The following is a 22,904-nucleotide window of genomic DNA, read 5'->3' as shown; positions in this document are numbered from 1 at the left end:
ACTCACTCAATGACCGACCCGGCCGGCACTGCCCCACCGGTGTCGGCGATCCCCGCATTCACGAAAGCTCGACGCCACAGATCCCCACTGCCTCCACGCACCCTGGCCAACGAGCCGATAAACGTACGGTTACGCGTACAACTGTCCGTTCATAGGACACAGAACGACCCCCGCCCATCGGACGGGGGTCGTACCGCGCAGGGGCGGACCGGCTCACTCCTCGCCGGCGAGCTTCAGGGCCCTCAGCTTCTGGCCCGCGTACCAGGTGGCGGCGACCGTGATCCCCGCCAGCAGCAGTGTCGCCAGGGGCAGCCCGACATCCGAGGTGATCGCACCCTCCGCGCCCACCTTCTCGGCGACCGCGAGGGACCACTGCTGCACACTGAGCGTCCGCGCGCCCGGCACCAGGCTGCCGAAGAGCGCTTCCCAGATGAGGGCGTACACCAGGCCGAAGACGACGGCGTGCCGGCTGACCGTGCCGAGCAGCAGGAACAGCGCGCTGTACGCGATCGAGGCGACCAGCGCCGCGATCGTGTAGGCCACCGCGATCTGCTGGCCGTTGCCATTGAGGATCAGGCCCGCGAGCAGGGTCGGCAGCGCGGAGAACACCATCGTCACGGCGATGGCCACGATCAGCTTCGTGACGATGATCGTCGGACGCTTCACCGGCTTGGCCAGGAGGTAGACGATCGAACCGTCATCGATCTCCGGCCCGATCGCCCCGGTCCCCGCGATGACGCCGATGAGCGGAACCATCGTGGCGATGGCGAAACCGCCCAGCACGTTGGCCGCGACCTGGTCGTCCGCCCCGGCGAACGCCCGTACCGCGACGGCGATGACCACCAGCAGCACCGGCAGGATGAACAGAATGGCAGCCCGGCGCCGGCCGAGCAGGGCCCGGTAGGTGAGCCGAGCGACTGTGGGGTCGTACATGACGCTTCACAGCTCCTTTCAGGCCACTACTCAGGCCGCTACGAGATAGGAAAAGACCGATTCGAGGGACTCGTCGGAAGGCGAAACGGTCAGCAGCCGGATGCCGTGTTCGCGTGCCACCTGCGGCAGCAGCGCGGTGAAGCGCCCGAAGTCGACGGCCTGGATCCGCAGGGCCCGTTCGCTCAGGTCGACCTCGATGCCCGCGGTGGACGGGTCGGCGATGAGCGCGGCGGCGAGCGCCCGGTCGTCGCTGGACCGTACGAGATAGCGGTGCGGCCGGTCCGTCATCAGCCGGCGGATGCGCCGGAAGTCGCCGGATGCGGCGTGCCGCCCGGCCACGATCACCTCGATGTGCGAGGCCAGTTGCTCGACCTCTTCGAGGATGTGCGACGAGAACAGGACCGTACGGCCCTCCGCTCCCATCCGCCGCAGCAGTTCCATCAGCTGCATGCGCTGACGCGGGTCCATCCCGTTGAACGGCTCGTCGAGCAGCAGCACGGACGGCTCGTGGACCAGCGCGGACGCCATCTTCACGCGCTGGCGCATGCCCTTGCTGTACGTCGAGATCTTCCGGTCCTGCGCGTGCTCCATCTCGACGGTGGCCAGGGCCTTGCGCGCCGCCTCGTCGCCGAGGCCCTGCAGTTCGGCGTTGGCGACGACGAACTCGCGGCCGGTCAGGAAGTCGTACATCCCCTCCCGCTCGGGGACGATGCCGATCTCCTTGTAGACCGCCTCGTTGCGCCAGATCGTCCTGCCGTCGAGCGTGACCTTGCCCGTCGACGGGGCGAGGAACCCGGCCATCATGTTGATCAGCGTGGACTTTCCGGCGCCGTTGGGGCCGAGCAGACCCGTGACCCCCGGACCCACCGTCATGCTGACGTCGTTCACGGCGACCACGTTGCCGAACCAGCGCGAGGTGTGGTCGATCTCGATGGTGGTCACAGCCCGACCTTCCGGTAGCGGCGCATCAGCACGGCGTACGAGCCGGCGACGAGCGCGAGAACAACGATCAGATACGCCACTCCGGCACCGGCGCCCGGGCCTTCCCCTCCGGGGAAGGCCGAGGTGGCACCGAGGAACGCGGTCTGGACACCGTCGATCAGTGTGATCGGCGAGAAGAGCCCCAGCCCCGGCACCGCGTCGCCGGACCCCGTCTCCCAGGCGATGGCCTGGACCGTGGAGACCGCCCCGTAGGAGATGGTCAGTACGGCGATCACCGCCGCGACGCCGAAGCCGCGGCGCGGGGTGAGGGCGGCCATCACCAGTCCGAGGCCGGCGAACAGGACCGACAGCAGCGCCACCGACACCAGTCCCTGCCCGAACCCCTTGGTCTGGTCGGCGAAGTCGAACTTCGCGAGCAGCGAGCCCGCGTACAGGATGACCAGCGGCGTGGCGGTGAGGATGAACAGCGCGGAGGCCATGGCCGCGTACTTGGCGACCACGTAGTCGCCGCGTTCGATCGGGCGTGAGAAGTACAGGGGGATGCTCTTGAACCGCAGGTCCCTGGAGACGGACTGCGGTGCCTGGGCGGCGATGAAGAGTCCGATCACCGCCTGGAGGTAGATCGCGAACGCCGTGTACTTGATGGGCAGTTTCGTCATATTGGGCGTGGCGATGGCGACCGCGACGATGATCAGCGCGACCAGGCACATCACCCCGCACAGCAGCATCGGCAGCACCTTGGACTTCGCGGAACGGCCGAGGCCGAACGAGCCCCTGAGGGACTGCGAGAAGAGCGAGCGGCGCGCGTAGGCGCGGCCCAGGCGCGGACCGTCGTAGGAGCGGTACCCGATGTTGTGGATCCGGGAGCTGTCGCTCCCGGCAACGGCCCCGGTGTCGGTGCTCATCACGAACCGCTCCCCTTCTGCGTCACGGCGCCGGCGGACGCGGTCTGTGCCGCCCGGTCCGCCGCCGGTGCCTCTTCGGTACGGAAGACCTCGGCGATGTGGTGGCGCCGCTGTTCCATCCGTACGAGGCCGAGTCCGAGCCCGGCGACGCTGTCGCGGACGATGTCGTAGGTCTCCTCGCCGGTCGCCTCGACCAGGAGGATGTGGCCCGCACCGGGCAGCCCCTCCGCGTCGACGCCGTCGAGGCCGACCAGGGTGACGCCGGCCCCGGTGAGGACCTTGCGCAGCGCGTCGGTGCCGTCGGGGTGGGTGTCGCTGTCGGTGACCTCGACCGCGAGGGTCGTGGTCGTCTGCGTGAAGTCGCTGGTGGAGCTCGACCGCAGCAGGGTGCCGCCGTCGACGACGACCACGTGGTCGCAGGTGCGCTCGAGTTCGCCCAGGAGGTGGGAGGTGACGAGCACGGAGATGCCGAACTCGGTGTGGATGCGGCGGATCAGGCCGAGCATCTCGTCCCGGCCGACGGGGTCCAGGCCGTTGGTCGGCTCGTCGAGCAGGACCAGCTGCGGGTCGTGGACGAGTGCCTGGGCCAGCTTCACGCGCTGCTTCATACCGGTCGAGTAGCCACCGATGGGCCGGTAGCGCTCCTCGTACAGACCGACGTGGCGCAGCGTGTCGGCGGTGCGCTCGCGCGCCGCCGTGGGAGGCAGGCCGGACATCCGGGCCATGTGCACGACGAACTCCGTCGCCGACACGTCCGGCGGCAGGCAGTCGTGCTCGGGCATGTACCCGACGCGCTCCCGGATGGCGGCGCCACTGGTGGCGACGTCCAGCCCGAGAACCGCGGCCCGGCCTTCGGTGGCGGGGGACAGACCCAGCAGGATCTTGATCAAGGTGGACTTGCCGGCCCCGTTGGAACCCACCAGGCCGGTTACACCGGGTCCGATGTCCAGGGTGAGCCGGTCAAGCGCGGTCACCCGGGGGAACCGCTTGCTCAGGCTTTCGGTCACGATCACAGTCACGGGTTCGACGGTAGTGGCGTGGACCACTTCGGTCGTCAGACCTGGCGGCTGGATCGCCGTCAGACTCCAGGCGTACGGACCCGTAGGGGGACCCCACAGGGGAGGAGTTCACGGCTCCGGTCCGGGCCGCGCCCGAAGTTGTCCACAGGTCTCCGCGCACCCCTTGACGTAGCCGCCGGACATTGTCACATTCATCAGTGTCACGTTACGGGCACGTACCGCGCACGTCAGGGAACGGACGGTTGCATGACCTCGGCAGCGAAGGACGGAAAAGCCCCGGAACTGCGGGGGTTCAGAGAAGTGCAGCGCCTCGCGTACGACTGCGCGGAGGCGGTCGCCGCTCAGCTCAGGCCGGGCGTGACGGAGCGCGAGGCCGCACGGATGCAGCGTGACTGGCTGCGCGAGCGCGGTGTGCGGGACTGGTTCCATCTCCCGTTCGCCTGGTTCGGGGACCGGACGGCGTTCGCGAACTTCAAGGTGCCGCTGCAGTTCTTCCCGACCGGCCGGAAGCTGGAGCCGGGGATGCCGTTCATCCTCGACATGGCCCCGGTGTACAAGGGATTCACCGCGGACGTCGGCTACTCCGGCTGTCTCGGTCTCAGCCCGCTGCACGACAGGCTGCTGGCCGATCTGGAAGTCCACCGCGAGCTGATCCTGCGCGAGGTCCGTGAGCGGCGTTCGCTCCGCGAGATCTACGAGGACGTCGAACGCCTCATGATCCGACAGGGGTACGCGAACAGACACCGGGCCTATCCCTTCGGCGTCATCGCCCACAAGGTCGACCGCGTGACCGAACGGCGCTGGTCCCCCCGTGTCTTCGGGTTCGGCACCCAGTCCATCAAGGGGCTGGCGAGCGACGCCCTGCACGGCCACCGGGACGGCTGGTCGCCCCTGTGGAGCCCGTACCGCTTCTCCGATCACCCGCCGCAGCCGGGGCTGTGGGCGGTCGAACCGCACCTCGGATTCCGGGGTACGGGCGCGAAGTTCGAGGAGATCCTGGTCGTCACCGACTCCAAGGACCCGGAGCAGAGCGCTTTCTGGCTGGATGACGATCTGCCGCACGTGCGGCGCTGGGCAGAGGAGAAGGTGGCGGCATGAAGCTGCGCGAGGCGCGCGAGCGCTGGGTTCGCACAGGCGGAATCGAGCTGTGCGTCGCCGAGTTGGGCGACGAGTCCAGGCCGACGGTCGTGCTGGTGCACGGCTACCCGGACAGCAAGGAGGTCTGGTCGGAGGTGGCCTCGCGGCTGGCCGAGGAGTGGCATGTCGTGCTGTACGACGTGCGCGGCCACGGCAGGTCGACGGCTCCGTCCCCCCTGCGGGGCGGATTCACGCTGGAGAAGCTCACGGACGACTTCCTGGCCGTCGCGGACGCGGTGAGCCCGGACCGGCCCGTGCACGTGGTGGGACACGACTGGGGTTCGGTCCAGGCGTGGGAGTTCGCCACGGTCAAGCGGACCGAGGGCCGGATCGCCTCGTTCACCTCCATGTCCGGGCCGTCCCTCGACCACTTCGGCCACTGGATCAAGCAGCGCATGAGCAGGCCCACCCCGCGCAGGGTCGGCCAGCTCATGGGGCAGGGCGCCAAGTCCTGGTACGTGTACATGCTGCACACCCCGGTCCTGCCGGAGCTCGCCTGGCGCGGACCACTCGGCAAGCAGTGGCCCCGGATACTCCAGCGCATGGAGAAGGTGCCGGCGGGCGACTATCCGACGCCCTCGCTGCCCCAGGACGCCGCGCACGGGGCCTGGCTCTACCGTGACAACGTCCGGCCCCGTCTGCGCAGGCCCCGGGCGGACGCCTACGCGCATGTCCCGGTCCAACTGATCACGCCGACCGAGGACTTCTTCCTCTCCGAGTCGCTCTACGACCAACTGGACTCGTGGGCGCCGGACCTGGTCCGCCGGTCGTTGCCGGCCAAGCACTGGGTGCCCCGCACGAGGCCGGACCAGTTGTCGTCCTGGATCGGCGAGTTCGTCGAGGCCAACGAGGCGGCGCGGCGGGACGGCCTGCCGGTGCAGGGCGCGGTGGCGACCGGGGCCCATGCCGACCGGTTCGGCGGACAGCTGGTCCTGGTGACCGGGGCGGCCGGAGGGATCGGACGGGCCACCGCCTTCGCGTTCGCCGAAGCCGGTGCCCGGGTGGTGGCGGTGGACCGTGACGGCGAGGGAGCGGCCCGGACGGCCGAGATGGCCCGGCTGATCGGGTCCCCGGCCGCCTGGGGCGAGACGGTCGACGTCAGCGACGAGCAGGCGATGGAGAAGCTCGCCGAGAAGGTCGCCCGGGAGTACGGGATCGTCGACGTGCTGGTCAACAACGCCGGGATCGGCCTGTCGGGTTCCTTCCTGGAGACGACGAGCGAGGACTGGAAGAACGTCCTCGACGTCAATCTGTGGGGGGTCATTCACGGCTGCCGGATCTTCGGGAAGCAGATGGCCGACCGCGGCCAGGGCGGCCACATCGTCAACACGGCGTCCGCCGCCGCCTTCCAGCCCTCGCGGGCCCTGCCCGCGTACAGCACCTCCAAGGCGGCCGTGCTGATGCTCAGTGAGTGTCTGCGGGCCGAACTGGCCGAGAAGTCCATCGGAGTCAGCGCGATCTGCCCCGGCATCGTCAACACCAACATCACGGCGACCACGCGGTTCGCCGGGGCGGACGCGGCGGAGGAGAAGCGCCTCCAGAAGCGGACCAGCAGGCTGTACGGGCTCCGGAACTACCCCCCGGAGAAGGTCGCCGACGCGATCCTCCAGGCCGTCGTGCGCAATCAGGCCGTCGTGCCGGTCACCCCGGAGGCCCGGGGCATCCGGCTGCTGTCCCGGGTGAGCCCGGGGGTGCTGCGCGGCATCGCCCGTATGAAGCCGCCGCTGTGACCGGGAGCGGGACGCCGTCCGGGGCGCGGCCGGACGCCGAGTACCGGATCGAGGACCTGGCCCACGCCAGTGGGGCCACGGTCCGCACCATCCGCGCCTACCAGGACCGCGGCCTGCTGCCCACACCGGAGCGGCGCGGCCGGGCCAACGTCTACCGGTCCACGCATCTCGCCCGGCTCCGGCAGATCGCGGATCTGCTGGACCGCGGCTACACCCTGGCCAGCATCAAGGAGTTGCTGGAGGCATGGGACGCCGGCCGTGGGCTGGGCGGAGTGCTCGGCCTGGTCGCCGAGGTGCACGGCCCGTGGACCGATGAGGAGGCCGGCCGGATCACCCGCGCCGAGCTCGACCTGCGGTTCGGTGCGACGCCGGACGACGCGGCGGTCGACGAGGCGGTGGCACTCGGCGTACTGGAGCGCGTACCGGGCAAGGACGACGAGTTCCTGGTCCCCAGCCCCCAAGAGCTATCGGTGGCAGCCGAGTTGTACGCGGCAGGCGTTCCGCTCACCGCAATCTCCGCCCATCTGAGGGAACTTCGCGGCCAGGTCGAGCACATAGCGTCCCGATTCCTGGAGTTCACCACCGAGCACGTCTTCGCCCGCTATCTGGGTCACCGTCCGCCGACGGACGCGGACGCGGCGGAGGCCGCCTCGATGGTGCGCCGGCTCCGGCCGCTCGCCCAGCAGACGGTCGACGCCGAACTGGCCCGTGCGATGCGGCTGTTCGCCACCCGCCACCTGCACCACCACCTGGGCTCCGAGGAACCGCTGACCGACGAGGACACGCCCCGTCCGGTGATCCTGCCCGCCGGAACAATGCGCGCCGTCCAGAGGCTGGTTGGCTCGGACGGGGTGGAAGCCTTCGTCGCGGCAGCGACCGAACGAGAGGTACAGGCCAGGACATTGGACTCTCTTGCGGCATCTCACGCAAAAGAGAAGTAAGTTGATCAAATAGCCTATACAGGGCGTCACTTGTCCACAGAATCGTCAAAGTACCTGTGGATAAACGCAGTTGGCTGTGGATCAAACCTGTGTGCCCTCACCACCGAAGAAAAAATCCGGTGCGCCGAGAGGTCCGCCGTGGGCACTCTGACCGGATGAACGAACAACGCACGGTCAAGGTGTCCAAATACCTCTCGGCCCACCTCAGACACCAACCTGAGCGCATCGGCATCACCCTCGACGCCCAGGGCTGGGTAGCGATCGACGACCTTCTGCGGGCCACCGCCCGGCAGGGATTCGTCATCACCCGCGACGAGCTCGACCATGTCGTCGCGTCCAACGACAAACGGCGCTTCACCGTGGACGGCGACCGCATCCGCGCGAACCAGGGCCACACCGTCGCGGTGGACCTCGGACTGCCCCCCGCCGAACCGCCGGCGTACCTGTACCACGGCACTGTCGTGCGGGCACTGGACGCGATCCGCGCCGAAGGGCTGCGCCCCATGGACCGCCACCATGTCCACCTGTCACCGGACCGCGAGACCGCGACCCGGGTCGGCGCCCGCCGCGGCCGGCCCGTCGTGCTGTCGGTGGACGCGGCAGCCATGCACGCGGCCGGTCACGTCTTCCACGTCAGCGCCAACGGCGTCTGGCTCACCGACGCCGTACCACCGGAGTTCCTGCGGCTGCCCGGCTGAGCGCGTCACCGCGCCAGGTTGCCGAGGCCCCTGCGCAGATCGTCGAGGTTCATGACGGGCTGCACGCTGACCCTCGCGCCTGCCAGGAAGAACGGCTCGGCGATCGGGGGCATCTGGGCGGAATCCTCCATGTCGAAGACGAGCATGCAGGTACGTTCGCCCTCCACCGGCATGAAGTAGGCCGCTTCGGGCTTGAGGGTGTCCACGATGTCCTCGATGAGCTTGGGCATCGTTCCGTCGGAGACGGCTCGGTTCGCGTGCTCGGTATCCATCCGAGCGGTCAGCAGCATCCTCATGGGGGTTCATCCTTCCGGTGAACTGCGCCCGGCACCGTGCTCACGCGCGGGAGGGACCGGCCGCGTCCTTTTCCAGCGTCGCCCCGCGCGCGGGAGGCGGCAACCACTCGCGCGGACCCCTGCGACGTATCCCGACGACTCGGCCGTATCGTCGCATGTATGCATTTGAGCACCCTCATCCTGCCCATCCACCGCTGGAGCGAAGGCCGAAAGGTCTGGCAGCGGGCCGAAGAACTCGGTTTCCACGCCGCGTACACGTACGACCATCTGGCCTGGCGGACCTTCCGCGACGGGCCGTGGTTCGGCGCGATCCCGACGCTGACCGCCGCAGCCGCGGCAACCGAACGCATGCGTCTGGGCACCCTCATCACCTCGCCGAACTTCCGGCACCCGGTGACACTCGCCAAGGACCTCATCACGCTCGACGACGTCTCCGACGGACGCATCACCCTCGGCATCGGCGCCGGCGGCAACGGCTTCGACGCCACGACCCTGCGCAGGACCGACGAGGCCCCGTGGACGCCGCGCGAACGCGCCGACCACTTCGGCGAGTTCGTCCCGCTGCTCGATCAGCTGCTGCGCGAGCCCTCGGTCACGTACGAGGGCGAGTTCTACACGGCCAACGAGGCCCGCAACATCCCCGGCTGCGTGCAGCGCCCCCGGCTCCCCTTCGCGATCGCCGCCACCGGCCCGCGCGGGCAGAAGCTCGCCGCGCGGTACGGCCAGGGGTGGGTGACCACCGGTGATCCGAAGCTGTACGAGACGGGGACGCCCGAGCAGTCCGTGGCCGCCCTGCGCCGCCAGCTCGACGGACTCGAATCGGCGGGCGCCGCGGTCGGCCGGGACGTCGGGGGACTGGACAGGATCCTGCTCACCGGCTTCACCCCGGACCGTCCGCTGGACTCCTTCGACGCGTTCGTCGACTTCGCGGGGACGCACTTCGCGCTGGGATTCACGGAGATCGTGCTCCACTGGCCGGTCCCGGGCTCCGACTTCGCGGCCGACGAGAAGGTTTTCGAGCGGATCGCCACCGAGGGACTGGCACAGCTCCGCTGAATTCGGTTCAGATGTCCCCGGGCACATGCCACAGGCATGTTCTGCTGCTCAGGGGCGCGTGCCCTCAAATGTGCGCCCCTCTGCACGCCCGTGCACTTCTGTACGGGAGAATGACCCTGTGACCTCAGCTACCGACTCGCCTCTGCCTGCCGTAACCCGGCTGATCGCCACCGACCTGGACGGCACCCTGCTGCGTGACGACAAGACCCTGTCGGATCGCACCGTGGCAGCCCTCGCGGCGGCCGAGGAGGCCGGCATCGAGGTCTTCTTCGTCACCGGCCGGCCCGCCCGCTGGATGGACGTCGTCCGGGACCACGTCCACGGCCACGGCATGGCCATCTGCGCGAACGGCGCAACCGTCGTCGACCTGCATGCCGAGGGCAAGCCCCTCATGGTCCGGCCGCTGGAGCGGGACGCCGCCCTCGCCGCGGTCCGCACACTGCGCGAGGCCGCCCCCGGCACCTCGTTCGCCGTGGAGTTCACCACCGGCATCCACTACGAACCGGCCTACCCGCCGTTCCACCTGGACCCGGGTGCCACCGTCGCCGTCGCCGAGAAGCTGCTCCAGGAGGAGTCTCCGGGCGCCGGCGCTCCCGTGCTGAAGGTCCTGGCCCACCATGCGGAGCTGGCCCCGGACGACTTCCTCGCACTGGCCCGCGCCGCCGCCGGCGACCTGGCCTCCTTCACCCGGTCCAGCCCCACGGCCCTCCTGGAGATCAGCGGCCGGGACGTCTCCAAGGCCAGCACCCTCGCCCTGTGCTGTGCCGAGCGCGGCATCGACGCCGCCGAGGTCGTGTCCTTCGGGGACATGCCCAACGACGTGGAGATGCTGAGCTGGGCGGGCGCCTCGTACGCGATGGGCAACGCCCACCCCGACGCGGTGGCCGCCGCTTCCGGTACGACCCTCACCAACAACGAGGACGGCGTGGCCGTCGTCATCGAGCGGATTCTCGCCACCCGCTGACGTGCCGTACGGCGGCCCCCGGACGACGGGCCGTCAGAGCGTCACACCGTGCTCGCGCAGCCAGCGCACGGGGTCGACTCCCGACCCGGTATGAGGCGTGAGCCGCACCTCGAAATGGAGGTGCGGCCCCGTCGAGTTCCCGCTGGTGCCCGACTGCCCGACCCACTGCCCCACCCGGACCCGCTCGCCCTGGTCCACCGTGACGCCGGCCAGATGCGCGTACTGGGTGTAGTAGCCGCCCGGGTGCAGCACCACGACCTCGATGCCGAACGCGCCGCCGCAGGAGACCGACACCACCCTGCCCTCGCCGACCGAGCGCACCGGGGTGCCGATGTCCACGGCGAAGTCCTGCCCCGTGTGCCTGCTCGCCCAGTGCGCGCCGACGCTGTCGAAGCCCGCCGAGAGTTCGTACCCCTCCACCGGCGTCACCCAGCTCGGGCCGTCGTCCGGCAGACCCGGCTGCTCGATCCGTACCGCGCCCGCACACTTTCCCGCCGCGACACTGCGGTCCGCCTCGCTCTGGAGCCGCTGCTGTGCCGAGGCCAGCTTCGCCGCGATACCCCGTTTGACCTCCGCCAGCCGCACGACGGCGATGTCCAGTGCGTGCCAGGCGGACCTGGCCCTGCGTTCGCCGTCGGCCAGGGCGCGTTCGGCATGCCGGGCGCGTTCCAGGAGGCGTGTCACCACTCTGTCGGCCTGCCAGGCCAGTTGCCGGCCGCGCAGCAGCTCCTGCGGATCGTCGGCGAGCAGAAGCTGCGCCGTGTAGGAGAGGCCGACGCCGCCCGTCCGGTACTCGGAGCGGGCGACGCGGCCGAGATCCTCGTGGATCAGCCCGAGTTCGCGCCGCCGGTCGGCCAGCAGCCGGTCCAGCCGTGCGGCCTCGGTCCGCTGCACGAGCGATGCGCGTCTGCCCTCCTCGTACGTCTCGGTGGCCTTCGCCGCCTCCGCGTACAGCCGGGCGACCGCGGCCCCCGTGCTCAGCGGTGACGAAGGACCGGGCGGCGGGCCGGGCACGGGCCCCGACGGCGGACCGGGCACAGCACCGGGGTCGGGACCGGCCGGCGGAGCGTCCCAGGGCTCGGCCGGCGGGCCGGGTGCCGGATCCAGCGGGGCGACGGCCGGGGCGGGCGCGGCCATCGCGTCCGGCCCGGGCACCGCAGGCAGCACGGCCAGGGCCGACAGCACGCAGAGCAGGAGCACGGCCGTCCGGTCACGCCGCGGACGGCCGGCCTCTGTCCGGCGATACGTCCGGCGATACGTCCGGCGGCATACCTGGCGGCATTTCCGGCGACAGTGACACGGCACAGCGGAGCGCATCCCCGGATCGTCACCCCGGCGCGCCCCGAATCACGGGACCCCGAAGTGTCGTACCGCCAACCGGCCCACACCCGGCCGCCGGGACGGACGCAGCGGCAGGGCCGTCAGAGCGGCGCTTCCCACACCACTGTCGTACCGCCCCCGTCCTCCCCGATCCCGGGGCCGAACCAGCTCGCGCCGCCCAGCGACTCCGCGCGGCGGGCCAGGTTGCGCAGACCGCTGCGCCGCCCGCCTTCCGGAATGCCCACCCCGTCGTCGGCGACCGACAGCCGTACCCCTTCACGCCCGTCCGGCAGTCTCACCGTCGCGTCGACGACCACGTCGATCAGCGAGGCTCCGGCGTGCCGGAACGCGTTGGACAGCGCCTCGCGCAGGGCCGCGATGAGGTTCTTCCCGGTGAGTTCACCCACGAGTGCGTCGACCGGGCCGACGAAGTGGTGCGAGGGCTTGAAGCCCAGCGGCACGGCCGCCATGTTGATCTCCCGCAGCACGCGGGTGCGCAGCCCCGAAGGCGCCTCGGCCGGTTCCTGTTGGAGCGCGAAGATGGCCGTCCGGATCTCCTGGATGGTCACGTCCAGCTCGTCGACGGCGCGTCCGACGCCGGTCTGCACCTCGGGGACCACCGACCTGCGCTGAGCGCTCTCCAGCATCATTCCGGTGGCGAACAGCCGTTGGATGACGAGGTCGTGGAGATCACGGGCGATCCGGTCGCGGTCCTCGTAGACCGCGAGGCGCTCACGGTCGCGCTGCGCCTCGGCCATCATCAGCGCGAGCGCGGCCTGCGAGGCGAACTGGGTGGCGAGCGTCCGCTCCGCCTCCGTGAACGGGCGCTCGCCCCGGGCACGGGGGGTGGCGAGCGCCCCGAGCACCCGGCCACCGCTGTGCAGGGGCAGCAGCATGCTCGGTCCGAACTGGTCGGCCAGCCTCGTGACCAGGCGTGCGTCGGATGCCGAGTCGTCCATGAAGACCGCCTCACCGGCCAGGAGCATCGACACGACGGGACTCCCCGACGGAATGATGATGCCCAGGGAGTCGGACGGGTCGTCGGCGGAGACCGCGACGATTTCGAGACCGCCCTCCGCCGTCGGCAGCAGCACGATCCCCGCCGCCGCGTCGGCGAGGCGGCGGGCCTGTTCGGCGACGACGGACAGGGCGTCGTCGGCGTCACCACCGGAGAGGAGGGCGGTCGTGACGGCCACCGAGCCGTCGATCCACCGCTCGCGCTGCCGTGCCGCCTCGTACAGCCGGGCGTTGCCGATGGCGATCCCGGCCTCGGTGGCGAGCACCCGCACCATGTGCAGGTCGTAGTCGTTGAACTCCGTCCCGCCGTGCTTCTCCGCCAGGTAGAGATTGCCGAAGATCTCCCCCTGGACGCGGATCGGCACCCCCAGGAACGTACGCATCCGCGGGTGCCCGGGCGGAAATCCGGCGGCCCTCGGATCGGCGGTCAGGTCGGCCAGCCTGAGCGGTACGGGATCGTGGATCAGCGCGCCCAGCAGCCCCTTGTGCCCGTCGGGCCGGTGTCCGATCTCCCGGACCACGTCCTCCGGAACTCCATGGGTGACGAAGTCGGACAGCCCTTCCCCGGACTCGTCGACGACACCGATGGCCGCGTAACGGGCTCCCGCGAGGTCGGCCGCGGTCTCACAGATGCGGTCGAGGGTGGAGTGCAGTTCCAGGCCCGTGCCCACGGAGCGCATGGCTTCCAGCAGCTGCGGGACGCGGGCGGTCAGTTCGGTCGAGAGACCCTGCAGGCTGCGCGCCGCCCGGGTCGCGGCTTCGAGTGAGTCCTTCGGGTCCGGCTCTGCCATGCACCGAGCCTAATTAGTCCTATTTGGCGAGGAAAGTCGGGGAGGGCCCGCGCAGGCCCTCCCCGACCCCCGTCAGACGGGCGCGCTCTCCCTCTCCCGCTCCAGCATGCGGAGCAAGGGGCCGTCCGCACCCGCGAGATCGGCGTAGGCACCGCGCTGGACCACGCGCCCCGCGTCCAGCACCAGCACCTCGTCGACGGCGTCGAGGCCCTCCAGCCTGTGGGTGATCAGGACGGTCGTACGGCCCCGCGTGGCGGCCAGCAGGTCAGCGGTCAGCGCGTCGGCCGTCGCCAGGTCGAGGTGCTCCGCGGGCTCGTCGAGGACGAGTACGGGGAAGTCGGCGAGGAGCGCGCGGGCCAGTGCGAGCCGCTGCCGCTGCCCGCCCGAGAGCCTGGCGCCGTGTTCACCCACCGGGGTGTCGAGCCCCTCGGGGAGCGACTCGGCCCAGTCCAGCAGCCGGGCCTGCGCGAGCGCGTCCCGCAGCTCGCCGTCCGTCGCTCCTGTACGAGCAAGGCGCAGGTTCTCGCGGATGGAGCTGTCGAAGACATGGGCGTCCTGGGCGCACAGCCCCACGTGCGTGCGGACCGTGTCCCCGTCGAGCTCGCACGCCTCGACACCGCCGAGCCGGTACGTCCCGGTCCGCGCGTCCAGGAAGCGGAGCAGGACCTGGGCGAGCGTCGACTTGCCGGAGCCCGAGGGCCCGACCACCGCGATACGCCTGCCGGGCACGAGGGTCAGATCGACGGACTCCAAGGCATCGCGCGGCGCTCCGGCGTACCGGGCGGACAGCCCTCGTACCTCCAGCGGGAACGGCGAGGCGGGCTCGGCAGCGAGAGTGACGGGCTCCCGTACGGGCACGGGGGCGTCCAGCACCTCGTACACGCGCTCCGCGCTCCGCTTCACACGCCTGCGGTACTGCACGGCGAGCGGCAGCCCCGTCACCGCCTCGAACGCCGCCAGCGGGGTCAGGACCACCACCGCGAGTTCCACGCCCGCCAGCCGCCCGTCGTACACCGCCGGGAGGGCGACGAGTGCGGTGCCCACCACCGTGAGGCCGCAGATCAGCGAGGAGAGACCGCCGCCGAGCGCGGTCGCGGTCGCCGAGCGGGAAGCGATCCGGGTGAGGACGCCGTCCGCCTCGCGTACCCGCCGGCTGCGGCCGGGCAGCGCGCCGGCGACCGTGAGTTCGGCCGTCCCACTGAGCAGATCCGTGATCCTGGTGGCCAGCTCGGCCCGTGCGGGCGCCAGTTGGCGTTCCACATGACGGGCGCACGCGCTGCTCACCAAAGGTACGACCACCCCGGCGAGGAGCAGCCCCACGGCGAGCACGGCGCCCGCCTCCGGGAGCATCCAGCCGGTGAACCCGGCAGCGGCCGTCCCGACGACGACCGCGGTTCCCACGGGCAGCAGCCAGCGCAGCCAGTAGTCCTGAAGCGCGTCCACGTCGGCGACGAGGCGCGACAGCAGGTCGCCGCGCCGGGTCGTGCGCAGACCGGCCGGTGCGATCCGCTCCAGCCCCCGGTACACGGAGACCCGGAGTTCGGCGAGCATCCTGAGCACCGCGTCGTGCGAGACCAGGCGCTCGGCGTAGCGGAAGACCGCGCGGCCGATACCGAAGGCGCGGGTCGCGGTGACGGCGACCATCAGATAGAGCACCGGGGGCTGTTCGGAGGCGCGGGAGATCAGCCATCCCGACACGGCCATGAGACCGACGGCCGAGCCCACGGCGAGGCTGCCCAGCAGCAGGGCCAGGCCCAGCTTCGCGTGCTGCGCACCGGCGGCCTCCCTGACCCGGGACAGCACGTGCCCGGTCCCCGGGGCGGTGTCCTTGAGGATCCCGGGCTCCCCCGTGCCGCCCGGCTCGTCGGAGGGGACGGGCAAAGCGGACGGAACGGAGGACGGTCCCCCGGGCCGCGGCACCACCCGCCCTGCCTCCACGGCCCCGCCTGCGGGGCTCCGGACCTGCTGCGGCTCCAGCGTCACCACGCGGTCGGCGACCGACAGGAGCGCCGGGCGGTGCACGACGAGGAGGACGGTCCGTCCCGCCGCCAGTCTCCGTACCGCCTCGACGATCCCCGCCTCCGTCTCGCCGTCGAGACCCGCGGTGGGCTCGTCGAGCAGGAGCACCGGCCGGTCGGCGAGGAACGCGCGGGCCAGGGCGAGCCGCTGCCGCTGGCCGGCCGAGAGGCCGGCCCCGTCCTCCCCGAGCAGCGTCTGCGCGCCCTGCGGGAGGTCCGCGACGAAGCCGGACGCGCCCGCGTCCCGCAGCGCCGCCGTCACCGTCTCGTCGTCCGCGTCCGGACGGGCCAGTCGTACGTTCTCGGCGATCGTGCCGGCGAAGAGATGCGGATGCTGCGGCACCCAGGCGATGCGCTCGCGCCAGCGTTCCGGCGAGAGCTCGGCCAGATCGGTCCCGCCGACGCGCACACGTCCCTCGTCGGGTGCGGCGAAGCCCAGCACCACATGGAGGAGCGTGGACTTGCCGACTCCGCTGGGACCGACGAGGGCGACGGTCTCACCCGGCTCCACCACCAGGGAGGCGTCGTTCAGCGACGGTTCGCTACGGCCCGGGTGCCGGACCGTCACCCCGTCGAGCTCCAGCCTCAGCGTCGCGGGAACGTCCTGCGTGCCGCCCGCGGGGAGCTCGGTCTCCAGGACCGAGAAGATCTCCTCCGCGGCCGAGAGCCCCTCCGCAGCCGCGTGGTACTGCGCCCCGACCTGGCGCAGGGGCAGATACGCCTCCGGGGCCAGGATGAGGATCACGAGGCCGGTGTAGAGGTCCAGTTCGCCGTGGACGAGACGCATGCCGATGGTCACGGCGACCAGGGCCACCGACAGCGTCGCCAGGAGTTCCAGGGCGAACGACGACAGGAACGCGATCCGCAGGGTCCGCAGGGTGGCCTGCCGGTACTGGGACGTGATCGTGCGGATCGATTCGGCCTGCGCCTTGGCGCGCCCGAAGACCTTCAGTGTCGGAAGCCCGGCGACCACATCGAGGAAGTGCCCGGAGAGCCGTGAGAGCAGACGCCACTGACGGTCCATCCGGGACTGCGTTGCCCAGCCGATCAGGATCATGAAGAGCGGGATGAGCGGCAGCGTGACCACGATGATCGCGGCCGAGACCCAGTCCTCGGTGACGATTCTGGCGAGGACCGCGACCGGCACCACCACCGCGAGACCGAGTTGCGGCAGGTAGCGGGCGAAGTAGTCGTCGAGCGCGTCGACGCCCCGGGTGGCGAGCGCCACCAGGGACCCGGTGCGCTGCCCGCTCAACCAGTCGGGGCCCAGTTGGGCGGCCCGCTCCATGAGCCGGCCGCGCAGCTCGGACTTGACCGCCGCGCCGGCCCGGTACGCGGCCAGCTCGGTGAGCCAGGCCACCAGGGCCCGGCCCACCGCGACCGCGGCGAGCAGCAGCAGGGGCATACGGAGTCCGGGAAGGGACAGTCCCTCCTCGAAGCCGCCCACCACCACTTCGGCGATGAGCATCGCCTGGGCGATCACCAGCGCCGCCCCGACGAGACCGAGCGCCACGACGGCGGCCAGGAAGAGGCGGGTGGCCCGGGCGTACCGGAGCAGACGCGGGTCGATCGGTTTCACGTGAAACAGCCCCCAGAGAGCTCGGCGCGGCCGGTGCGATCAGTGCGCATCGGCGATGTGCTGGGTACCGATGCGCTTGCGGAACACCCAGTAGGTCCAGCTCTGGTAGAGCAGGACGATGGGAGTGGCGATGCCCGCGCACCAGGTCATGATCTTCAGCGTGTACGGGGTGGACGAGGCGTTGGTGACCGTGAGGTTCCAGGCGTCGTTCAGCGAGGACGGCATGACGTTCGGGAAGAGCGTCAGGAAGAGCATGGCGACCGCCGCCACGATGGTCAGCCCGGACAGCGCGAACGACCAGCCCTCGCGTCCGGCCGCGACGGCACCGATCGCGGCGACCAGCGCCACGGCCGCGACGATCATGGCCGTCAGGCTCCAGCCGTCACCGTTGTCGACCTGGGTCCAGATCAGGAAGACCAGCGCGAGGACCGCGGTGGCCGGCCCCAGCTTGAGCGCCAGCCTGCGGGCCCGTTCCCGGATGTCACCGACCGTCTTGAGCCCGGCGAACACCGTGCCGTGGAAGGTGAAGAGGAAGAGCGTGACCAGTCCGCCAAGAATGGCGTACGGGTTGAGCAGGTCCCAGAAGTTGCCGACGTACTCCATGTCGGCGTCGATCTTCACGCCGCGCACGATGTTGCCGAAGGCCACCCCCCAGAGCACCGCCGGGATCAGCGAGGTCCAGAAGATCGCGTGTTCCCAGTTGGTCTGCCACTTCTCCTCGGCCCGCTTCGCCCGGTACTCGAAGGCGACACCGCGCACGATCAGGCAGAGCAGAATGATCAGCAGCGGCAGGTAGAAGCCGGAGAACAGCGTGGCGTACCACTCGGGGAAGGCGGCGAAGGTCGCACCGCCCGCGGTGAGCAGCCAGACCTCGTTGCCGTCCCAGACGGGGCCGATCGTGTTGATCAGGACCCTGCGTTCCTTGCGGTCGCGGGCCAGCACCTTGGTGAGGACACCGATACCGAAGTCGAACCCCTCCAGGAAGAAGTAGCCGGTCCAGAGGACGGCGATGAGTACGAACCAGACGTCGTGGAGTTCCATCTCTCAGCTCCTCTGCTCTCAGTAAGAGAAGGCCATCGGGCGGTCGGCGTCCTCGTCGTCATGACCGCCGATCTTGGTGGGCGGGTTGAGGTCGTCCTCCGTGAGTTCCGGCGGTCCGGCCTTGATGTACTTCACGAGCAGCTTGACCTCGATCACGGCGAGCACCGCGTAGAGCAGGGTGAAGACGATCATCGAGGTGAGTACCTCGCCCTGCGAGACACCGGGGGAGACCGCGTCGCGGGTCTGGAGCACGCCGTAGACGACCCAGGGCTGACGCCCCATCTCGGTGAAGATCCAGCCCCAGGAGTTGGCGATCAGCGGGAAGAGCAGGGTCCAGAGGGCGACGATCCAGTAGAGCTTGGTGAGCTTCGGGCTCAGTGCCTTGTTCCTGAACAGGACCAGATGGGGCACCTCGTCGTCCCCGGTCCGCAGCGCGGGTGGTAGCAGGAACTTCTTCCGCGTCAACCAGAGTCCGAGCAGCCCGAGGCCGAAGGACGCCATGCCGAAGCCGATCATCCAGCGGAAGCTCCAGAAGGCGACCGGGATGTTGGGCCGGTAGTCACCGGGGCCGAACCGTTCCTGCTCGGCCTGGTTGATGTCGTTGATGCCGGGGACGTACGAGTTGAAGTCGTCGTCGGCGAGGAAGGACAGTATCCCGGGGATCGAGATCTCCACGGTGTTGTGGCCCTTGCTGACGTCTCCGTAGGCGAAGATCGAGAAGGGGGCGGAGTACTGCCCGTCCCACAGGGCCTCGGCAGCGGCCATCTTCATCGGCTGCTGCTTGAACATCACCTTGCCCAACATGTCACCGCTGACGGCCGTGAACAGACCGGCGATCACGACGGTGACGAGCCCGAGCCGCAGCGACGTCCGCATCACCGGGATGTGCTTCTTGCGTGCCAGGTGGAACGCGGCGATGCCGACCATGAAGGCGCCGCCGACGAGGAAGGCCGCCGTGATGGTGTGGAAGAACTGGGTGAGCGCGGTGTTCTGGGTGAGCACCCGCCAGAAGTCGGTGAGCTCCGCGCGCCCGCGTTCCTCGTTTATGCGGTAGCCGACCGGGTGCTGCATCCAGGAGTTGGCCGCCAGGATGAAGTACGCGGACAGGATGGTGCCGATGGAGACCATCCACATGCAGGCGAGGTGGATCTTCTTCGGCAGCTTGTCCCAGCCGAAGATCCACAGTCCGATGAACGTGGACTCGAAGAAGAACGCGATCAGCGCCTCGAAGGCGAGCGGGGCACCGAAGATGTCGCCGACGAAGCGCGAGTAGTCCGACCAGTTCATGCCGAACTGGAACTCCTGGACGATGCCGGTGACGACACCCATGGCGATGTTGATCAGGAAGAGCTTCCCCCAGAACTTCGTAGCCCTGAGGTACTTCTCGTTGCTCGTCCGCACCCAGGCGGTCTGCAGGCCGGCGGTGAGCGCGGCGAGGGAGATCGTCAGAGGGACAAACAGGAAGTGGTAGACGGTGGTAATGCCGAATTGCCATCGCGCCAGGGTCTCCGGCGCCAGAGCTAGGTCCACGTCGTCGTTCTCCTTACCGGGCCGTGTTCACAGGGGCACTTTGCCCCTCCAATCCCACTGATCGTGGGAGGAACCGGGACACGCTTGTGAACGCGTTCACATTCACAAGCATTATGGCGCACACACTTTCGGGACCCACGATCGGGGGGGGGCCTCTCGGGACTCTTCGGACAGCCGCCCCCTCGCACGGCACCCCGCGCCGCCCAGCACAGTGGCCCCGGACCTCGGCAATCGAGGTCCGGGGCCACCGGCACACAGGACGGGCGGCTACGGCGAGCGGAAGGCTCCGCGGCCGCCGGGCCCGGCGCTCGTCACTCGCTGCGGTACGACTCCGCCACCTTGAGGAAGAGGTCGTTGGCCTCGGACTCCCCGATCGTGACCCGTACGCCCTCGCCGGCGAACGGCCGGACCACGACACCGGCCCGCGCGCACGTCGCGGCGAAATCGACCGTACGGTCCCCGAGCCGCAGCCACACGAAGTTGGCCTGCGACTCCGGAACGGTCCAGCCCTGCCGCAGCAGTTCGCCGTAGACCCGGGTGCGCTCGGAGACCAGGGAGCCGACCCGTCCCATCAGCTCGTCCTCGGCACGGAGCGAGGCGACGGCCGCGTCCTGCGCGAGCTGGCTGACACCGAAGGGGACCGCCGTCTTCCGCAACGCCGCCGCGACCGGCTCGTGGGCCACCGCGAAGCCGATCCGCAGACCGGCCAGCCCGTACGCCTTGGAGAAGGTCCGCAGCACCGCGACATTGGGCCGGTCCCGGTAGATCTCGATGCCGTCGGGCACCTCGACGTCCCGGATGAACTCCTTGTACGCCTCGTCGAGCACCACCAACACATCGCTCGGCACCCGGTCCAGGAAGCGCTCCAGCTCGGCCCTGCGGACCACCGTGCCGGTCGGGTTGTTCGGGTTGCAGACGAAGATCAGGCGCGTCCGGTCGGTGATCGCGTCCGCCATCGCGTCCAGGTCGTGCACGTCACCGTCGGTCAGCGGCACCTTCACCGAGGTCGCACCACTGACCTGCGTGATGATCGGGTACGCCTCGAAGGAGCGCCAGGCGTAGATGACCTCGTCACCCGGGCCCGACGTGGCCTGGAGCAGCTGCTGCGCCACCCCGACCGAGCCGGTACCGGTGGCCAGGTGCGAGACAGGCACACCGAATCGGTCGGCCAGCTCGTTCATCAGACCGGTGCAGGCCATGTCCGGGTAGCGGTTGAAGTCCGCGGCGGCGGCGAGCGCGGACTCCATCACGCCCGGCAACGGCGGAAACGGGTTCTCGTTGGAGGAAAGCTTGAAGGCGACCGGACCGCCGGCCGCCGCCGGCTTACCCGGCACGTAGGCGGGCACGCCGTCCAGCTCGGCGCGCAGCTTGGGGCTCGTATCGCTCACCGCAGGTCCTCCTCGACCATCTGTGCACATCAATACTGCTCACCTTATGAGGATTCGGCGCCGCTGCGAATGGCCGGAGCCGGGATTCGTCCGCTGTGCGGGGAAGCGCGAGGAATGGTCCCGCCCGATCCGGGCCGGACAGGGGGAGCGTTTGGTATTCCGCCGCGCGCCGGTGGCTCACTCCGTGGCGCGCATCCCTCGAAGAGGTGAGTTGAGACCTCTTCGAAACATCGACCATTTAGTAGGCCCATCCACTTCGGCACATGACACACTTGCGTCCAACCCACCAACACCCTTGTTTTGCAAGGTATTTGGCAGCAAACGACCATGCAGAAACGTGCCTGTCAACGGGTGAATATGCGACCGGCCCAACCAGGCGTCCGAGCCCTACTATCGGCTCGCCATGACAGCAGCAGGGAAGCACCAGGTGAGCCGGACAGAGACGCCCCGGCGCAACGGCCGGCAAGGACGGGCGGGTATCCGGGATGTAGCCGCCGCGGCCGGGGTCTCCATCACGACCGTCTCCGACGCGCTCAACGGCAAGGGCAGGCTCCCGGACGCCACCCGCCGCCATGTCCGCGAGGTCGCCGAGCGTCTGGGCTATCGCCCGTCCGCCGCGGCCCGAACCCTCCGTACGGGCAAGTCGGGGCTGATCGGCCTGACCGTGACCACGTACGGGGATGAACCTTTCACCTTCACCGAATTCGCGTACTTCGCGGAGATGGCGAGAGCCGCGACGTCCGCGGCGCTCGCCCGCGGCTACGCCCTCGTCATCCTTCCCGCGACCTCCCGCCACAGCACCGTCGACGTCTGGTCGAACGTGGCGCTGGACGGCACCGTCGTCATCGACCCGTCCGACCAGGACCCGGTCGTCACCGAACTCGTCCGCCAGGGGGTCCCCGTCGTCTCGGACGGCCGCCCCGCCGGGTCGCTTCCGGTCACCGCCTGGGTGGACAACGACCACCGGGCCGCCGTCCTCGACCTCCTCGACCACCTGGCCGCCGCCGGAGCCCGCCGCATCGGCCTGCTGACCGGCACCACCACCGACACGTACACCCGGCTCTCCACCACCGCCTACCTCCACTGGTGCGAGCGCGTGGGCCAGGACCCGGTGTACGAGTCCTATCCGGCCCACGACCCGTGTGCGGGCGCCGTGGCGGCCGACCGCCTCCTGGCCCGCCCGGACCGGCCCGACGCCGTGTACGGGCTCTTCGACCCCAACGGCACGGATCTACTGGCCGCCGCCCGCCGGTACGGCCTGCGCGTCCCCGAAGACCTCCTGCTCGTCTGCTGCAGCGAGTCCACTGTGTACGCGACCACCGAACCGCCCATCACGACGCTGTCCCTGAAGCCGCGCAGAATCGGCACGGCGGTCGTCCAGCTCCTCATCGACGCCATCGAGGGCGTCGAGCACGACGGGCCCCTCGAACAGGTAATACCGACGGAGCTCATCGTCCGGACGTCGTCACAACGCCGCCCGCCACGCACCACGGTCAGCGCTCCGCGCTCTCCGGCCGGGGACTGATCCGGACAATCCGGGCCAATCAACCGGTGAACCGTACGTGCGCACGGATTCACCACCCCTGGTGCGTCACACAG

18 protein-coding genes are annotated in these 22,904 nt (G+C 70.1%); 7 read left to right on the top strand and 11 right to left on the bottom strand.

The window, feature by feature from the left end:
• Window positions 1–213: 213 nt before the first annotated feature.
• The 4 genes from OG230_RS18330 to OG230_RS18315 are packed head-to-tail and all read right to left on the bottom strand — an operon-like array spanning window position 214 to window position 3,826.
• Window positions 214–933: an ABC transporter permease gene (locus OG230_RS18330; RefSeq protein WP_328904814.1), complete on the bottom strand. Its 720-nt coding sequence runs from the start codon at window positions 931–933 to the stop codon at window positions 214–216.
• A gap of 30 nt (window positions 934–963) precedes the next feature.
• Window positions 964–1,875 carry an ABC transporter ATP-binding protein gene (locus tag OG230_RS18325; protein ID WP_328904813.1) on the bottom strand — a complete coding sequence of 304 codons (912 nt, stop codon included), beginning with the start codon at window positions 1,873–1,875 and terminating at the stop codon, window positions 964–966.
• Window positions 1,872–2,780, bottom strand: a complete 909-nt coding sequence (locus OG230_RS18320) for an ABC transporter permease (RefSeq protein ID WP_328904812.1) — start codon at window positions 2,778–2,780, stop codon at window positions 1,872–1,874. Before OG230_RS18320 ends, OG230_RS18325 begins: the two co-directional genes overlap by 4 nt.
• Window positions 2,780–3,826 carry an ABC transporter ATP-binding protein gene (locus OG230_RS18315; RefSeq protein ID WP_443051329.1) on the bottom strand — a complete coding sequence of 349 codons (1,047 nt, stop codon included), beginning with the start codon at window positions 3,824–3,826 and terminating at the stop codon, window positions 2,780–2,782. The genes OG230_RS18320 and OG230_RS18315 overlap by 1 nt, the downstream gene beginning before the upstream one ends.
• Window positions 3,827–4,045: 219 nt before the next feature.
• Here OG230_RS18315 and OG230_RS18310 point away from each other — a divergent pair, with 219 nt between their 5' ends.
• The 4 genes from OG230_RS18310 (at window position 4,046) to OG230_RS18295 (ending at window position 8,305) form a co-directional block, all read left to right on the top strand.
• The gene (locus OG230_RS18310; RefSeq protein WP_328904811.1) at window positions 4,046–4,897 is read left to right on the top strand and encodes a M24 family metallopeptidase; all 852 of its coding nucleotides are present in this window, start codon (window positions 4,046–4,048) and stop codon (window positions 4,895–4,897) included.
• Entirely contained in the window at window positions 4,894–6,666 is a 1,773-nt protein-coding gene (locus OG230_RS18305; RefSeq protein ID WP_328904810.1) for an SDR family oxidoreductase, read from the top strand. Before OG230_RS18310 ends, OG230_RS18305 begins: the two co-directional genes overlap by 4 nt.
• On the top strand, window positions 6,663–7,607 hold the full coding sequence (locus OG230_RS18300; RefSeq protein ID WP_328904809.1) for a MerR family transcriptional regulator: 945 nt from the start codon (window positions 6,663–6,665) through the stop codon (window positions 7,605–7,607). The genes OG230_RS18305 and OG230_RS18300 overlap by 4 nt, the downstream gene beginning before the upstream one ends.
• 155 nt (window positions 7,608–7,762) lie before the next feature.
• Window positions 7,763–8,305 (top strand): RNA 2'-phosphotransferase, encoded by a 543-nt coding sequence (locus tag OG230_RS18295; RefSeq protein ID WP_328904808.1) that lies wholly within the window; start codon window positions 7,763–7,765, stop codon window positions 8,303–8,305.
• A 5-nt stretch (window positions 8,306–8,310) separates the two neighbouring features.
• On the opposite strand, the gene OG230_RS18290 is transcribed toward OG230_RS18295, so the two are convergent.
• Window positions 8,311–8,601, bottom strand: a complete 291-nt coding sequence (locus tag OG230_RS18290) for a hypothetical protein (RefSeq protein ID WP_328904807.1) — start codon at window positions 8,599–8,601, stop codon at window positions 8,311–8,313.
• Window positions 8,602–8,760: 159 nt separating this feature from the next.
• Here OG230_RS18290 and OG230_RS18285 point away from each other — a divergent pair, with 159 nt between their 5' ends.
• Together OG230_RS18285 and OG230_RS18280 are read left to right on the top strand one after the other, a co-directional pair.
• Window positions 8,761–9,657 (top strand): LLM class flavin-dependent oxidoreductase, encoded by an 897-nt coding sequence (locus OG230_RS18285; protein ID WP_328904806.1) that lies wholly within the window; start codon window positions 8,761–8,763, stop codon window positions 9,655–9,657.
• Window positions 9,658–9,775: 118 nt separating this feature from the next.
• Window positions 9,776–10,621 carry a Cof-type HAD-IIB family hydrolase gene (locus tag OG230_RS18280; protein WP_328904805.1) on the top strand — a complete coding sequence of 282 codons (846 nt, stop codon included), beginning with the start codon at window positions 9,776–9,778 and terminating at the stop codon, window positions 10,619–10,621.
• Window positions 10,622–10,654: 33 nt separating this feature from the next.
• Here the strand turns inward: OG230_RS18280 and OG230_RS18275 are convergent, their stop codons facing one another.
• The 6 genes from OG230_RS18275 to hisC form a co-directional block, all read right to left on the bottom strand.
• Window positions 10,655–11,821 (bottom strand): M23 family metallopeptidase, encoded by a 1,167-nt coding sequence (locus OG230_RS18275; protein ID WP_328904804.1) that lies wholly within the window; start codon window positions 11,819–11,821, stop codon window positions 10,655–10,657.
• A gap of 221 nt (window positions 11,822–12,042) precedes the next feature.
• The gene (locus OG230_RS18270; protein ID WP_328904803.1) at window positions 12,043–13,749 is read right to left on the bottom strand and encodes a sensor histidine kinase; all 1,707 of its coding nucleotides are present in this window, start codon (window positions 13,747–13,749) and stop codon (window positions 12,043–12,045) included.
• 72 nt (window positions 13,750–13,821) lie between these two features.
• The gene (cydD, locus tag OG230_RS18265; protein WP_328904802.1) at window positions 13,822–17,346 is read right to left on the bottom strand and encodes a thiol reductant ABC exporter subunit CydD; all 3,525 of its coding nucleotides are present in this window, start codon (window positions 17,344–17,346) and stop codon (window positions 13,822–13,824) included.
• A gap of 39 nt (window positions 17,347–17,385) precedes the next feature.
• Entirely contained in the window at window positions 17,386–18,387 is a 1,002-nt protein-coding gene (gene cydB, locus OG230_RS18260) for a cytochrome d ubiquinol oxidase subunit II (RefSeq protein ID WP_328904801.1), read from the bottom strand.
• Between the two features lie 18 nt (window positions 18,388–18,405).
• Window positions 18,406–19,917 carry a cytochrome ubiquinol oxidase subunit I gene (locus tag OG230_RS18255; protein ID WP_328904800.1) on the bottom strand — a complete coding sequence of 504 codons (1,512 nt, stop codon included), beginning with the start codon at window positions 19,915–19,917 and terminating at the stop codon, window positions 18,406–18,408.
• Between the two features lie 311 nt (window positions 19,918–20,228).
• Complete coding sequence (hisC, locus tag OG230_RS18250; RefSeq protein ID WP_328904799.1) at window positions 20,229–21,305, bottom strand: histidinol-phosphate transaminase; 1,077 nt, start codon at window positions 21,303–21,305, stop codon at window positions 20,229–20,231.
• A gap of 403 nt (window positions 21,306–21,708) precedes the next feature.
• Between hisC and OG230_RS18245 the strand changes: the two genes are divergently transcribed.
• Complete coding sequence (locus tag OG230_RS18245) at window positions 21,709–22,830, top strand: LacI family DNA-binding transcriptional regulator (RefSeq protein WP_328904798.1); 1,122 nt, start codon at window positions 21,709–21,711, stop codon at window positions 22,828–22,830.
• The last annotated feature ends 74 nt before the right edge of the window (window positions 22,831–22,904 follow it).

Origin of the sequence: Streptomyces sp. NBC_00234, assembly GCF_036195325.1 — a bacterium.
Taxonomy (GTDB): Bacteria; Actinomycetota; Actinomycetes; order Streptomycetales; family Streptomycetaceae; genus Streptomyces.
This window is presented reverse-complemented; position numbering and strand designations above follow the sequence as displayed.

Coding starts and splice junctions, on each gene's coding strand:
- OG230_RS18330 (WP_328904814.1), bottom strand. CDS start 933: ATGTACGACCCCACAGTCGCTCGGCTCACCTACCGGGCCCTGCTCGGC.
- OG230_RS18320 (WP_328904812.1), bottom strand. CDS start 2,780: ATGAGCACCGACACCGGGGCCGTTGCCGGGAGCGACAGCTCCCGGATC.
- OG230_RS18310 (WP_328904811.1), top strand. CDS start 4,046: ATGACCTCGGCAGCGAAGGACGGAAAAGCCCCGGAACTGCGGGGGTTC.
- OG230_RS18305 (WP_328904810.1), top strand. CDS start 4,894: ATGAAGCTGCGCGAGGCGCGCGAGCGCTGGGTTCGCACAGGCGGAATC.
- OG230_RS18295 (WP_328904808.1), top strand. CDS start 7,763: ATGAACGAACAACGCACGGTCAAGGTGTCCAAATACCTCTCGGCCCAC.
- OG230_RS18290 (WP_328904807.1), bottom strand. CDS start 8,601: ATGAGGATGCTGCTGACCGCTCGGATGGATACCGAGCACGCGAACCGA.
- OG230_RS18285 (WP_328904806.1), top strand. CDS start 8,761: ATGCATTTGAGCACCCTCATCCTGCCCATCCACCGCTGGAGCGAAGGC.
- OG230_RS18270 (WP_328904803.1), bottom strand. CDS start 13,749: ATGGCAGAGCCGGACCCGAAGGACTCACTCGAAGCCGCGACCCGGGCG.
- cydB (WP_328904801.1), bottom strand. CDS start 18,387: ATGGAACTCCACGACGTCTGGTTCGTACTCATCGCCGTCCTCTGGACC.
- OG230_RS18245 (WP_328904798.1), top strand. CDS start 21,709: ATGACAGCAGCAGGGAAGCACCAGGTGAGCCGGACAGAGACGCCCCGG.